This window comes from Arthrobacter sp. zg-Y820 (genome assembly GCF_030142155.1).
Lineage (GTDB): Bacteria > Actinomycetota > Actinomycetes > Actinomycetales > Micrococcaceae > Arthrobacter_B.
Genome location: NZ_CP126247.1, coordinates 1,137,915 through 1,151,717, shown reverse-complemented (window position 1 = coordinate 1,151,717; position 13,803 = coordinate 1,137,915). Strand labels below are relative to the sequence as shown.

The 13,803-nt window shown below is 68.8% G+C and carries 12 protein-coding genes; 2 read left to right on the top strand and 10 right to left on the bottom strand.

Annotated elements, in window-relative coordinates:
* Positions 1 to 22: 22 nt before the first annotated feature.
* From QNO08_RS05110 to hutU, 6 genes are all read right to left on the bottom strand, one after another.
* Complete coding sequence (locus tag QNO08_RS05110; RefSeq protein ID WP_229967401.1) at positions 23 to 811, bottom strand: CPBP family intramembrane glutamic endopeptidase; 789 nt, start codon at positions 809 to 811, stop codon at positions 23 to 25.
* A 33-nt stretch (positions 812 to 844) separates the two neighbouring features.
* Positions 845 to 1,411, bottom strand: a complete 567-nt coding sequence (locus tag QNO08_RS05105; RefSeq protein ID WP_229967399.1) for a dihydrofolate reductase family protein — start codon at positions 1,409 to 1,411, stop codon at positions 845 to 847.
* Positions 1,412 to 1,520: 109 nt separating this feature from the next.
* A complete protein-coding gene (locus QNO08_RS05100; RefSeq protein WP_229967397.1) occupies positions 1,521 to 2,786 on the bottom strand; it encodes an amidohydrolase family protein in 1,266 nt (421 codons plus the stop codon).
* Positions 2,783 to 4,171, bottom strand: coding sequence for a formimidoylglutamate deiminase (locus tag QNO08_RS05095; RefSeq protein WP_229967395.1), 1,389 nt, complete (start codon positions 4,169 to 4,171; stop codon positions 2,783 to 2,785). The genes QNO08_RS05100 and QNO08_RS05095 overlap by 4 nt, the downstream gene beginning before the upstream one ends.
* Positions 4,168 to 5,448, bottom strand: a complete 1,281-nt coding sequence (locus tag QNO08_RS05090; RefSeq protein ID WP_229967393.1) for an allantoate amidohydrolase — start codon at positions 5,446 to 5,448, stop codon at positions 4,168 to 4,170. The genes QNO08_RS05095 and QNO08_RS05090 overlap by 4 nt, the downstream gene beginning before the upstream one ends.
* Before the next feature lie 27 nt (positions 5,449 to 5,475).
* Positions 5,476 to 7,182 (bottom strand): urocanate hydratase, encoded by a 1,707-nt coding sequence (gene hutU, locus QNO08_RS05085; RefSeq protein WP_229967391.1) that lies wholly within the window; start codon positions 7,180 to 7,182, stop codon positions 5,476 to 5,478.
* Between the two features lie 160 nt (positions 7,183 to 7,342).
* Between hutU and hutH the strand changes: the two genes are divergently transcribed.
* Both hutH and QNO08_RS05075 read left to right on the top strand, forming a co-directional pair.
* Positions 7,343 to 8,917, top strand: a complete 1,575-nt coding sequence (gene hutH, locus QNO08_RS05080) for a histidine ammonia-lyase (RefSeq protein WP_442860534.1) — start codon at positions 7,343 to 7,345, stop codon at positions 8,915 to 8,917.
* Between the two features lie 4 nt (positions 8,918 to 8,921).
* Positions 8,922 to 9,251, top strand: a complete 330-nt coding sequence (locus tag QNO08_RS05075; RefSeq protein ID WP_229967387.1) for an acylphosphatase — start codon at positions 8,922 to 8,924, stop codon at positions 9,249 to 9,251.
* Positions 9,252 to 9,295: 44 nt separating this feature from the next.
* On the opposite strand, the gene QNO08_RS05070 is transcribed toward QNO08_RS05075, so the two are convergent.
* The 4 genes from QNO08_RS05070 to QNO08_RS05055 all read right to left on the bottom strand — a co-directional run bounded on the left by QNO08_RS05070 (position 9,296) and on the right by QNO08_RS05055 (position 13,796).
* Positions 9,296 to 9,775 (bottom strand): GNAT family N-acetyltransferase, encoded by a 480-nt coding sequence (locus tag QNO08_RS05070; RefSeq protein ID WP_284155647.1) that lies wholly within the window; start codon positions 9,773 to 9,775, stop codon positions 9,296 to 9,298.
* 139 nt (positions 9,776 to 9,914) lie between these two features.
* Positions 9,915 to 11,237, bottom strand: coding sequence for an alpha-amylase family protein (locus tag QNO08_RS05065; RefSeq protein WP_229967383.1), 1,323 nt, complete (start codon positions 11,235 to 11,237; stop codon positions 9,915 to 9,917).
* A gap of 417 nt (positions 11,238 to 11,654) precedes the next feature.
* Positions 11,655 to 12,398, bottom strand: a complete 744-nt coding sequence (locus tag QNO08_RS05060; protein ID WP_229967380.1) for a hypothetical protein — start codon at positions 12,396 to 12,398, stop codon at positions 11,655 to 11,657.
* Between the two features lie 252 nt (positions 12,399 to 12,650).
* Positions 12,651 to 13,796, bottom strand: a complete 1,146-nt coding sequence (locus QNO08_RS05055) for an NAD(P)/FAD-dependent oxidoreductase (protein WP_229967379.1) — start codon at positions 13,794 to 13,796, stop codon at positions 12,651 to 12,653.
* Between the last annotated feature and the right edge of the window lie 7 nt (positions 13,797 to 13,803).

Here is a 13,803-nt window from a genome sequence, read left to right as displayed (position 1 = left end):
CGGGCCCCGGCGGCACGAGGGGTCAGTCGCCGATGCCGATCGCCGAACCGAACAGGGCAAACCCGACAAAGCCGGCGATGTCCACCAGCGCGTGCGCGATCACCAGCGGCATCACCCGTTTCGTTTTGGTGTAGGCGTAGCCGAAGAGCAGTCCCATCAGGAAGTTCCCGATCCCGGGCCCGATCCCCTGGTACAGGTGGTAGCTGGCGCGGATCAGGGCGCTGGTGAGGATGATCGCCGGGGTGCCCCAGCCCAGCTGCCGCAGCCGGATAAAGAGGTAGCCCACCACAATGACCTCCTCCAGCACCGCATGCCGCAGCGCGGAGAGGATCAGCACCGGCAGGGTCCACCAGTAGGTGTCCAGCGCGGCAGGCACCAGCGCCGTGGTGATGCCCAGCGCCCGGCCCGCGGCGTACACGCCCAGGGTTCCGGCGCCGATGACGGCGGCCAGCCCGAAACCCAGCGCGAAGTCGCGCACCGGCTTGGCGAAGGTGAAGCCCAGGCGCCGGAACGCGCTCTTGCCCGGTTCGGTCAGCAGGAACAGCACCAGGGCCACCGGCAGCAGCGAGAAGAAGATCCCCAGCAGCTGATAGGTCAGATCGAACCAGGGGCTCTCGTCCAGCACCGGATTCAGGGTGGTTGTCTGCCCCTCCAGCGGGCCCTTGGAGGCCTTCTCCAGGAGTTCGACGACGGCGTACACCCCGGATCTGCCCAGCGACAGTCCCAGCACAATGAGGATTTCGAAGACGAGCATCTTCCGTGCCCGCGGATCCAGGGCTTCGGCGGGGGCGGAGGGGAAGGCGGCGCGCATGCCTCCCATTGTGCCGGATGCCGCCGGCTGTCCTCAGGAGCGGTCCGTTTCGTAGGTGACCTTGACCATGCCGGTCTTCTCGAAGCGCTGTTCGCGGAGCAGCCGCAGGCTCAGCCGCAGCCCGTCGGGAAACACCCGGGTGCCGGCGCCCACAGTCACGGGATAAATCATCAGGCTCACCATGTCCACCAGCCCCAGCCGGAAGGCGGCTGCGGTCACGGTGGGTCCTTCGATGAGGAGGTCGCCGGCCGTTTCGGCCTTCGCCCGGTCGATGGCTTCCACCGTGAGGTCGCGTTCCAACCGGGTGCGTTCCGTCCAGACGTCCTCCAGCGTCCGGGAAAAGACCACCTTCCGGGCCCGCTTCCAGACCTCGGCAAAGGCAGCCGATTCCGGCGACTGCGCGGCAAGGGAGGGATCGGTTTCCCAGCCCGCCATGCTCTCGTACATCCGCCGCCCGTACAGATGCGTCGTCACGCCGGCCAGGTCCGCGGTGACGTCCGCAACCATGGCTTCGTCCGGAACGGCCCAGGAGATCTCCCCGGAAGCATCATTGATGTACCCGTCCAGGGTGCAGGACAGCATGTAGATGATTTTTCCCATGGCACATTTCAACCCCGCGCTCGGACGGAGAACAAGTGTGGCGGCGTCGGTTGCCGGACCCGTGCGTCGGAATCGGGACCGGACCGCCGCGGCATCAGGTGCACACCGGTCAGCGGCGCACCTGAACCCCGGCCTTCCAGACGCTGCCGGTCAGCGGCATGCCCGGCCGGTAGGCCAGATGCGCGGCCGAGGGGGCGTTGAGCAGCTGCAGATCCGCCCGGTGCCCGACGGCGAGCGAGCCCACCGCCCGCTGTCCGTTCCGGTCCTTGCCGGTGTGCCTGCGAAGCGCCAGTGCACCGCCGAACGTCGCAGCCCGGACGGCTTCCTGCACGGTCAGTCCCATCTGCAGCACGGCGGTGGCGACGCAGAAGTTCATCGAGCTGGTGTTGGAGGTGCCCGGGTTGCAGTTCGAGGCCAGGGCCACCGGCACTCCGGCGTCCAGCAGCCGGCGGGCGTCGGCCAGCGGTGCGCGGGTGGAGAGGTCGCAGGCCGGCAGACAGGTCGCCACCGTGCCGGGCGTTCCGGGCCCGGAGTCCTCGGATCCGGATTCCCCGGCTCCGGCACCCGGATCCCGCCCGGACCAGGTCCCGGCGAGCGCCGCGACGTCGTCGTCGGACAGGTAGTTCACGTGGTCCACGCTGGCCGCTCCGAACTCCACGGCCAGCCGCACGCCGGCACCGTGGCCGAGCTGGTTGCCGTGCACCCGCAGCCCGAGGCCGGCGTCCCGGCAGGCGCGGAGCACCCGGCGTGACTGCTCCTCGGTGAAGGCGCCCTTTTCGCAGAAGACGTCCGCCCACTGCACATAGGGCAGCACGGCGGCGAGCATGTCCGTGCAGACCAGGTCGGTGTAGTCCTCGGCATCCGCGCCGTCGGGCACGAGGTGCGCGCCCAGGAAGGTGACCTGGTCCGCCACGGTGGAGGCGATCCGCGCGTGCCGCCGTTCCTCCTCCACGCTCAGCCCGTACCCGGTTTTGGTCTCCAGATAGGTGGTGCCGCCGGCGGCGGCCTCGGCAACCCGGGCCAGCAGCAGCCGGGTCAGGTCGTAGTCCGAGGCGGCACGCGTGGCCTCGGTGGTCACGGCAATCCCGCCGGCGGCGTAGGACTGCCCGGCCATCCGGGCCTCGAACTCGGCGCCGCGGTCCCCGGCGAAGACCAGGTGCGTGTGCGAATCCACCCAGCCGGGCAGCCCCGCCCGGCCTCCGGCGTCAACCACTGCTTCGGCGGCCGGGGCGTCCCGGGCGGCGCCGATCCAGCTGATCCGCTCCCCCTCGAAGACCACTGCCGCGTCGCGGAGCACGGCGGCCTGATCTCCCCGGGCATAGTCCTGCGTGGAGAGTTCGCCGATGTTGGTGATCAGGGTCGAAACCGGGCTCATGGCTGCGGGATTCCTTCGAAAGTGGTGTCGCGGGCGGCGTCGACCGCGGCGATGGCTGCGCTGAGCAGGGTGGCCGGGTCGCCCAGGGTGGCGTGCTTTCCGTTGCCGGCTATCACGCGCCCGCCGACGACGACGGCGATCACGTCCGCCGCGGTGGCGGTCAGCGCCAGCTGGCCGGGGCGGGAGCCGGCCGTGCGGACGCTGCGCGGATCCACGCTCATGAGGTCACAGACCTTTCCGGCTTCCAGCCCCGGGCTGGTCCGGCCCTGGGCGTGTGCTCCGGCGTCGGACGCTGCGGCGTGCAGGTCGGCGGGGGCGAAGCGGCCGCGCTCCCCCGAAGCCAGCCGCTCGCCGTGCTCCAGCGCGCGCATCTCCAGCCAGGGGTCGACGACGGCGTGCTGGTCGGTGCCCAGCGCGATCCGGGCGCCGGTCGCCCGCAGCCGTGCAGCCGTGCCGATGCCGTCGGCCAGATCGGCCTCGGTGGTGGGACACATGACGATGGTGGTCCCCGCATTCCCGAGGACGGTGATGTCCTCTTCGCTCAGATGGGTGGCGTGCACCGCCGAGAGCCGCGGGCGGATGAGCCCGTGCCGCTGCAGCAGCATGGTGGGCGTCAGGCCGGTGGCCCGCAGGCAGGCTTCGTTCTCGGCGGGTTGTTCGGAGAGGTGGATGTGCAGCGGCAGATCCGCCGGCAGGTTTGCGGCGATCACCGCCAGGTCAGCTTCCGGGACGCCGCGCACTGAGTGCAGCGCCGCCCCCACGCTGACCTGCGCCGGATCGAATTCAGCGGCGACCGCGGTCCGCAGCGACCCGAGCCGGTCCAGCCAAGCCGACGCATCCCGGTCGCCGAAGCGCTGCTGCTCGGCGGTCAGCGGGGTATCGAAGCCGCCTGCAAGGTAGCAGGTGTCCAGCAGGGTCAGCCGGATCCCGGCGGCGACGGCGGCCCGCGCCAGCGCCCGTTCCATGGCGTGCTCCCCGGATCCGTCGGCGCCGTAGGGGCTGCCGTCCGGCCGGTGGTGAACATAGTGGAACTCGGCGACGGAGCTGAACCCGGTGACCACCATCTCGGCAAACACCGCGGTGGCCAGCTGCTCGTACAGCTCCGGCGTCAGGGCGCCGGCCGCCTGGTACATCTGCTCCCGCCAGGTCCAGAAGCTGCCCGCGCCGCCGGCGTGGGTGCGCCCGCGCAGGATCCGGTGGAAGGCGTGCGAGTGCGCGTTCGACGCCGCCGGGAAGGTGACGCCGGGCAGCTGCAGGTCTCCCGGCTGCGGCTCGGTTCCCGGCGTGGCCGAGGTGACCGTGCCGGCGTCGTCAACCTCCAGCCGGACCCCGTCCGCCACGGCAGCGTTCACCCAGCCCTGCTCGCACCACAGGGTCCGGGTCACAGCAGGTCCTGCAGCACGTCGGCCAGGGCTTCCACGCCCAGCTGGGCGTCGCCGTCCTCGACGTACTCCTCCGGCGAATGGCTGATCCCCGACGGGTTCCGGACAAACAGCATGCCGGTCGGCACGCGGGCCGCCAGCACTCCGGCGTCGTGCCCCGCGCCGGTGGCGAGGACCGGAGCTCCGGGAACGGTGCGCGCGACGGACTGCTCGAGGGAACGCTGCAGGGCCGGGTCGAAGTGGACGGTGCCGGAGTAGGATTCCTCAGTCAGCTGTACGCTGCAGCCTTCAAACGCGGCGATCTTCTGGGCCTGGCCGTGGATCTTCTCCACCAGGGCGGCCGTCACGGCGTCGTCCGGGTGGCGGACATCGAGCCAGAGATCCACGCGCGAGGCAATGACGTTGGTGCCTCCGGGTACCGGTTCCAGCCGGCCCACCGTGGCGCGGGCACCGGACTGGGCGGAAGCGGTCTGCCGCACGGCCACGATCAGCTGGGCGGCGGCGACCATGGGGTCGGCGCGGTCTGCCATCAGGGTGGTGCCGGCATGGTTGCCCTGCCCGGAGATGGAAAACCGCCAGCGGCCGTGGCCCAGGACGGACCCGCCCACCGCGACCGCCGGACCGCGCCCGGCGGCGTCGGTGAACTCTTCGGTGTTCAGGCCGCGGCCCTGCTCCACGTGCAGTTCCACAAAATCGCCGATGGTGCCCAGCACGGTGTCGTCGCGGCCCATCGCATCGGGGTCTCTGCCGTTGGCACGGGAGACGTCGGCGAAGGTGTTGCCGTCGGCGTCGCGCAGGGCCAGCGCCTTGCGCGGATCGATCGTTCCGGCGAGCAGCCGGGAGCCGAGGCAGGCGACGCCGAACCGCGAACCTTCCTCCTCCGGGAACACCGCGACGGCGAGCGCACGGTTCCGGAACAGGCTGCCGCTGTTCTCCCGGGCCTGCAGGAGATCCACGGCGGCCAGGGCGCTGGCCACCCCGAGCGGGCCGTCAAAGGCGCCGCCGCCGGGAACGGAGTCAAGGTGGGAGCCGGTGACCAGGGCGCCCCGGCGCTCGGGTGATGTGGGGTCACTGCCGGGCAGGTCCCACCAGGCCCAGAGAATGCCGTTGCGGTCCGTTTCCACGGCCAGGTTCCTGCGGGCCGCCTCTGCGGCGAACCACTCCCGCAGCTCCAGTTCCGCAGCGGAATAGACCGGACGCGAATAGCCGCCGCGGCGGGCATCGCGGCCGGTGTCTTCGATGGCGGACAGGAGGGTGTTGACGCTCGATGTATTCACCATGTCTATGTTCCCACCAGCAGCCGGTTCCTAATCTTCTGCCATCGGATAGCCTTCGGCCATCGGAATGCGGATGCCGCGCTCGGCGGCGACGTCGGTGGCCCGCTGATAGCCGGCGTCGGCGTGGCGGACGACGCCGGTGCCCGGGTCGTTGGTCAGCAGCCGTTCCAGTTTCCGGGCAGCCAGTTCGGTTCCGTCGGCCACTGAAACCTGTCCGGCGTGGATGGAGCGGCCGATGCCGACCCCGCCGCCGTGATGGATGGAGACCCAGGTGGCGCCGGAGGCGGTGTTCAGCATGGCGTTCAGCAGCGGCCAGTCGGCGACGGCGTCGGAGCCGTCGGCCATGGCTTCGGTTTCCCGGTAGGGCGAAGCCACTGAACCGGAGTCCAGGTGGTCGCGGCCAATCACGATCGGCGCGCTAACCTTGCCCTCCGCCACGAGCCGGTTGAACAGCAGTCCGGCCTTGGCGCGGTCGCCGTAGCCCAGCCAGCAGATCCGGGCCGGCAGTCCCTCAAACTCGACGTGCTCGGCGGCGGCGTCGAACCAGCGATGCAGGCGGGCGTTGTCCGGAAAGAGTTCCTTGATGGCGGCGTCGGTGACCGCGATGTCCTGCGGGTCGCCGGAGAGCGCCACCCAGCGGAAGGGGCCCATACCCTCGCAGAACAGGGGGCGGATGTAGGCGGGCACGAAGCCCGGAAAGTCGAACGCACGGTCGTAGCCGCCCTGGCGAGCCTCATCCCGGATCGAGTTGCCGTAGTCGAAGACCTCGGCGCCGGCATCCTGGAAGCCGACCATGGCCGCCACCTGGCGGGCCATCGATTCACGCGCCTGCTTGGTGAATCCTTCGGGGTCGGCCGAGGCTGCCGCCTGCCACTGCTCCACCGGGATGCCTGCCGGCAGGTAGCTCAGCGGGTCGTGGGCGGAGGTCTGGTCGGTGACGATGTCCACGGTGATCTCGCCGGCGTTGTGCCGGCGCAGCAGTTCCTCGAACACCTCGGTGGCGTTGCCCACCAGGCCCACCGAGAGGGCGCGCCTTTCGGCCCGGGCGGCCATGACCTTGGCGACGGCGGTGTCCAGGTCGGTTTCCACCTCGTGCAGGTAGCGCTTGCCGGCGCGGCGGCGCAGGCGGGTCTCGTCGACGTCGACAATCAGCACCGCTCCCCCGTTCAGCGTCACGGCCAGCGGCTGCGCGCCGCCCATGCCGCCGCAGCCGCCGGTCAGCGTCAGGGTGCCGGCCAGGGTGGCGTTTTCGTCGTTGCAGAGTTTGCGGGCGACGGCGCCGAAGGTTTCGTAGGTGCCCTGCAGGATGCCCTGGGTGCCGATGTAGATCCACGAGCCGGCGGTCATCTGCCCGTACATCATGAGGCCCTCGGCCTCGAGCCGCCGGAACTCGGGCCAGGTGGCCCAGTCCCCCACCAGGTTCGAGTTGGCGAGCAGGACCCGCGGCGCCCATTCGTTGGTGCGGAACACGCCCACCGGTTTTCCGGACTGGACGAGCAGCGTCTCGTCATTCTCCAGCGTGGACAGGGTCCGGATGATCGCGTCGTAGGCCTCCCAGCTGCGGGCGGCCCGGCCGGTGCCGCCGTAGACCACCAGGTCCTCGGGGCGCTCGGCGACTTCGGCGTCCAGATTGTTCATCAGCATGCGCAGCGGAGCCTCGGTCTGCCAGCTCTTGGCGGTCAGCGAGGTGCCGCGCGGTGCCCGGATGCTGCGGGAAGGATCGGAGAAAGTAGCCATCTCCAGACCGTAACCGACGGTGTTCCGGAAAAGTGGCAGCGAACACGACGGGAATAGGAGTCGGAGATGCCCAGCGCCCAGGGCACTGTCCGGAACCCGGAACAGGTTGGAACCGGGCGTAGGATCAGCGGTGGCCTGAGAAATCCGCGACAACCGGGAGATGGAACCAACAGTGAGCGCAGAAACGTCAGTAACGCTGGGGACCGGCCCGCTGACCGAAGCGGAACTCGTCGCCGTCGCCCGGCAAGGGGCGGCAGTGGTGCTGTCCGCTGAGAGTGCTGCCGCCATGCAGTCCTCCCGGAGCGTCATCGAGGAACTGGCCGCTGATGACAAGCCCCATTACGGGGTGTCCACCGGGTTCGGTGCGCTGGCGGTGAAGCAGATCATTCCGGAACAGCGCCGGCAGCTGCAGCGCTCGCTGATCCGCAGCCACGCGGCGTCGTCGGGCGCCGAGGTGGACCGCGAGGTGATCCGCGCCCTGATGCTGAACCGGCTCTCCACCCTGGCCACCGGCCGCACGGGCGTCCGGCCCGTCGTCGCCCATGCCTATGCCGGGCTGCTGAATGCCGGGATCACGCCGGTGGTCGGCGAGTACGGCTCGCTGGGCTGCTCGGGCGACCTGGCGCCGCTTTCGCACTGCGCCCTGGCCCTGATGGGTGAGGGCAGCGTGCGCACGGCCGACGGCGAACTGACCCCGGCAGCGCAGGCCCTGGCCGCTGCCGGGCTGGAACCGGTGGAGCTGCAGGAGAAGGAGGGCCTGGCCCTGATCAACGGAACCGACGGCATGCTGGGCATGCTCACCCTGGCCATCGCCGACCTGCGCCGGCTGCTGGCCACCGCGGATCTGGCCGCGGCAATGAGCGTGGAGGGACTGCTGGGTTCCGACGCCGTGTTTGCCGCGGATTTGCAGGCCCTGCGCCCGCAGCCCGGCCAGGCCGAGTCGGCGGCGAACATCCGAGCGGTACTGGCCGGGTCGGTGCTGATCGAAGAACAGAAAACCGGCGGCTTCACCCGGGTGCAGGACGCCTATTCGCTGCGCTGCGCCCCGCAGGTGCACGGCGCCGCGCGGTCAACGCTTCTCCATGCCGAAACCGTTGCGGAGTGTGAGCGGGCCTCCGCCATCGACAACCCGGTGGTGACGCTGGACGGGCGGCTGGAGTCCAACGGCAATTTCCACGGCGCACCGGTCGGTTACGTGCTGGACTTCCTCGCCATCGCCGTCGCCGACGTCGCCTCCATAAGCGAGCGGCGCACCGACCGCTTCCTGGACCGCTCCCGCAGCCACGGCCTCAACGCCTTCCTGGCCTTCGATCCGGGCGTCGATTCGGGGCACATGATCGCCCAGTACACCCAGGCCGGCATCGTTTCCGAACTCAAGCGGCTGGCCGTGCCCGCCTCGGTGGATTCCATTCCGTCCTCGGCGATGCAGGAGGACCACGTGTCGATGGGCTGGGCGGCGGGCCTGAAGCTGCGCCGCGCCGTGGACGGCCTGACCCGGGTCCTGGCCATCGAGCTGCTGACCTCGGCGCGGGCGCTGGACATGCGCGACGGCGGCGTCGCCATCTCCCGCAGCGCTCCCGCGGTCACTGCGGTGCGCTCGGCGCTGCGGGCGATGGTCGCGGGACCGGGTCCGGACCGGTATTTGGCGCCGGAGATTGAGGCGGCACGGGTGCTGGTTGCCGACGGTTCGCTGCTGGCCGCTGCTGACTCGGTGCTGGGCCGGCCGCTACTCTAGGCCTATGACGCCTTCGGATTTCGCTTCTGGTTTCTCCGCTGGTTCCCCCGGTTCTCCGGACCCGGGCCGGCGCCTGACCGCCAGGGTCACCGGCGAGGTGCAGGCGGTGGGCTTCCGCTACCGGACCCTGCAGCAGGCAACCCGGCTGGGGCTGACCGGTGTGGTGTCCAACAGCAGCGACGGGTCAGTGCAGGTGGTGGCCGAAGGGGCGCCGTCGGCGGTTGACGGGCTGCTGGAGTGGCTCCGGTCCCCCGCTGCCCCTGGAATCGTCACCGGGGTCGAGGAGTCGTTCTCCGCTGCCACCGGCGAGTTTCCGGATTTCCGCACGGACTGATTCCGTAGGACTGATTCCGCACCGGCTAAGCGGGCAAGCAGGAATCACTCCGCCCGGCTCAGCTGACGGCTGTGGCGGCGTTCGGCGACGGGCGGATCGAAGCGGGTGTCTTGCATGGTTCCGCCGTCGTCCAGCCATCCCCGCTTTGTGTAGAAGGTGATGGCGCGCTCGTTGGTTGCTTCAACCCACAGACAGGCTCTGTCGTATCCCAGCGAGATCAGCGTTTCTTCGGCGGCGGCAAAAAGGACGCTTCCTATGCCGTTTGCCCACCAGTCGGGATGCAGGTTGATGGCATACACCTGCCCGGTGCCCGGCTCGGGGTTGTCCGTGGCCGGTCCCACAACCGCAAATCCGACGACCTCATCGCCGGCCTGCGCCACCAGGTGAACTGTTCCTTCGCTGGGATTGAGGATGTTCCGACGCCAGTTGTCTGCATACCGGGGGCTGTCCAGCCCGTCGAGGTATTCGTCGGACATCACTCCCCGGTAGGCGGCCCGCCAAGCCGCGATGTGGATTGCGGCCAACCTGTCTGCGTCGCTTTCCACAGGTGGCCGGACAGAGATGTTCCGGACAGGGATGTTTGCAGACGTCATGGTCGGGAATGTACCAATAACGCCGGGCATAACCGCACAACGCAACACGACGGCTCGCGGATCAATCCCGCTAGGCGAGGACGGCCCATCCGTTCGCCGGCACGAGGAAATCGCCGCCGTCGCAGGCGGCACTGCCGGCGACGACGGCGGTCGCACCGGCGCCGGGCAGAAGCTGTGCGGTCGGAGCAAGGTTCAGCAGCGTGACGAGCGCGTCGGCGCTGCTGGCGGCAGTGCGGAAGGCAAGGGTTTCATTCGACGCCACGATGAGGTTCGAGGTGGCGCGGTGGAGCCAGGGGTTCCGGCGACGGAGGCTGATGAGCTCCTGGTGCTCGTGCAGAATTCTGGATGCCTCCGGATCAAGGGCATCCTCCCCCGGAGGTGCGGCGGGGAATGCCGGCCGCACGGCGTCGTCACCGCCGAACCGGTCTTCCTTGACAGCCTTCCAGCCGAACTCGTCTCCCGCGTAGATGGAAGGGACTCCGGCAACGGTGAAGAGAACGGCGAGGGCATGCCCGACATGGTCCGAACCGATGGCGGAGGCTATGCGGGTGACGTCGTGGTTGCCGATGAACGTCGACGGGACGTAGCCGGACAGGAGCAGGCTGTGCCGCTTGAGCGCGTGGCCGAGTTCGTGGAGGTTGCGGTCGGAGATACCGTGCCAGATGCCCTGCCACAGCTCGTATTGGGTGAGCGAGTCCATCGTCGAGGCCTCAATCATCTGCACATCGGCGCCGTGGATGACCTCCCCGGTGAACCACGCCTCGGGATGCCGCTGTCGGACCTTCGGCAGGACCCCGGCCCAAAATTCGGGGGGGACGGCGTAGGCTGCGTCGAGCCTCCAGCCATCAACCCCCCGCTCCAACCAGTAATTCATGACGTCGATCACCAGGTCAGCGACGCGGGGTGATCTGTGGTCCAGCGCGACCAGTCCGTCGTGGCCTTCAAAGACATCAGCTTTAACCGGCTTCCCCGGGCTCCACCCCGCCCAGTCGATGCGGAAGAGGTCCGCGTACGGTGAGGCCTGACCGTTGCGCTCGACATCAGTGAACCAGGGATGTGCCCGCCCCACGTGGTTGAAGACACCGTCCAGGAGGACGCGGATCCCCCGTTCGTGGGCAGCGTTCACCAAATGCACGACGTCGGACTCGTCGCCGAGCCGGTCGTCGACGGCGTAATAGTCGAGGGTGTCGTAGCCATGGGTCATGGAGGAGAAAACCGGGCCAAGGGCGAGGCCGTTCAAGCCCAGGTCAAGGATGTGGTCGAACCAGCGCTCCACCTCCGGAAGGCGGTGGCTGACGCTGCTGTCCCGGTCGTCGGGCCGGATCGGCGCACCCACGAAGCCCAGCGGATACACGTGCCACCACATAACGTGCTCAACCCAGTTGGCGCTCATCAAATCCTGCCCTCGCTGTTGCTCTTACTCTTCCGGTTTGTGTCTTCGTCCCGGGAAGAGTTCGATCCGCACGGTTCCGCGTCAGCATCCCGGCGTCATCCCGGCGTCATCCCGTTGCTTGATTCTTTCATGCACCGGGCGGGCTTTCTTGGAACGGGGCAGTTGAAAGGAATTCGCCGGCGGTACGACGCCAATGCCCGAATTTGATGATTGTGTCCGGACAAAGAAAAGCGCCGGCAGACTATGGGCTGGTTGGGGGGAACAACCCTAGTCTGCCGGCGCCGGATAGGTCACTACTCTATCCATTCATCACTCGCACCCTTATGAGGTACTTCTACAATAATGGACCTGGCTGGGCGGGAACTGTAGGAAAGCTGGCAACTCCCTGAACGCCCGGTCCGGCGGTTTTCCCGCAGGTCAGGACGCCCGCTGCCGGCCGTCCAGGACATGCTGCTGGCGGGGCAGCTGAGGCAGGGCAGTGCTGGCGGCCAGCACCAGCGCCGGACGCGCACCGTTGGCTGTGTTGCAGATTTGCTGGGCAGGGGCCGCCGGGCCGCCGGCGCCGGAGGAGCCGTCCTTCGCGCTGCCCGGCTTGTTGCCCGGCACGCGGTCTCCCGAGCTGTCGGTGCGCTCCGCCGGCGCTGACTTCGATCCGGCGTTGTTGGCGGGGCGGCCTTTTGCCTGAGCCGTTTTGGCCGGCGGGATTTTCGACTGGGTCCTGATCCCCTGAGCCGGGTTCGACGCGGATTTCGTCGGAACGGTCTTTTTCGGCGCAGGCTTGGCCGAGGCGGCAATGTTCTGCCCGTTGGCCGGCTGCTTCTGAGCGGCAGGTTTCGTCGCGGCCGTGTCCGAAGCGGACACCGATGCGGCGGGGCGGACCGTCCGCGGACTGACGGGAGCCGGGTGGGGCCGCCCCGTGGCAGCAGGCGGGCGCAGGGCGGACCGAACTTCTTCGGTCGCCGATCGTGTCGTGCCGAGAAATGCCACGGCGGCGGTGTCTTCCGGCGCCGTTTCTGTCCGCTTGAGCGCCCATTTGTTCACCAGGCGGTAGACGGCGGCAATTACCACAATCAGCGCAGCGCCGGTCCCGTAAAGAAGCACCAGGGACAGGGCCAGAGAAGTTGTCCCGCCGGAAAAGAAACCGAAGTCTGTTATTGCCAATATGAGCCATACGCAGGAAATAACGGTTATAGCTGTTCGTACTTTTACATAGAGGGGACGTTGCTGCGCGCCAACGAGCTGTGGCGGCAATATATCTGGCACTGGGACAGACCTTTCAAGACAAAAAGGCGGATCTAAACGAAGAGGAAGCCGACATGGCTTTGTCCTTCAACTTTAGGCACCGGGGGCAGTGAAAAAGACCATACGCGCCACCTCGGACCGATTCGTTACGCAGTAGTTGTGAGATCTTGGTCACAGCGTTGCGCGAGCTGGATCCAGGGCCTTGGCCGCCGGGGTTTTCGAACTCTCGCCCAGCAGCGGGGCAACCGCCAGTTCAGCAATTCCGGACGAGGTCTGAAAGCCGTAGCCACCCTGCCCGGCGAGCCAGAAGAACCCGGGAACGACGTCGTCGTACCCCACCACCGGCAGGCCGTCGGCAGCTTCGGTGCGCAATCCGGTCCAGGACCGGACCACGTCGGTGATGCCCAGCGTCGTGACGGAATTGACGAGTTTCACCAGCGCCTCGACCTCCTCCGCGCGCGGCCGGGCGTCCACCGGATCGCTCGGCACGGTCTCCGACGGAGAGATCAGCACCTGCTCTCCTTCCGCCCGGTAATAAAAGGACTCATCGGCGTCGGCAACCATTGGCGCGCCCGGTGCCAGCGGGTTTTCCACGACGACGACGGCGGCAGTGCGCCGGTACGGCTGCAGCCCGCGGGTCCGGACACCGTACAGCGAGGCCAACCGGTCGGCCCACGCGCCGGCCGCGTTCACCACCACGCGGGACCGGATGCTCAGCGGCCCGGCCGTGGTCACCCAGCTGCCCGCGTCGTCTGCACCGGGTTCGAACACCGCGCTCCGGACCGGATGGCCGGTCAGGATCCGTCCGCCGCGGTCCAGGATCCGCTGCCGGTGATACTCCATCAGCGCATCGGTGTTGCAGGCAACGGAGGTGGTGTCCAGGCCTGCCGCGGCAAACGCGCCGGGTTTCAGCTCGGGAGCCAGGGCCTGCACTTCGCCGGGTGTGACCGGACGCATGTGGCCGCTGGCCCGGTCCCGGACGGTGCCCTCGGTTCCCACCAGCAGAAAGCTGCGCGGGGTGAGCACCGGTTCCGGCAGATGGACCTCCAGCGCCCGGATCAAGGCGAGCGTCCGGATCGTCAGGTCCTGAATCACGGCCGGGCCGTAACTGGGAATGAGCTGCCGTGCCGAGCGCGAGGAGGTGTGGAAGCCCAGGGTTTCCTCAGCCTCCACCACCAGCACGCTGGTCCGGCCGGCCAGCGCCGAGCCGAGGGACAGTCCGGCGATTCCTCCGCCGACCACCAAGATGTCGACTTCCCCGACGCCGTCAGCTTCCCGGGTGCCGTCGCCTTTCTCGCTGCCGTCGACTTTCCCCATGCCACTG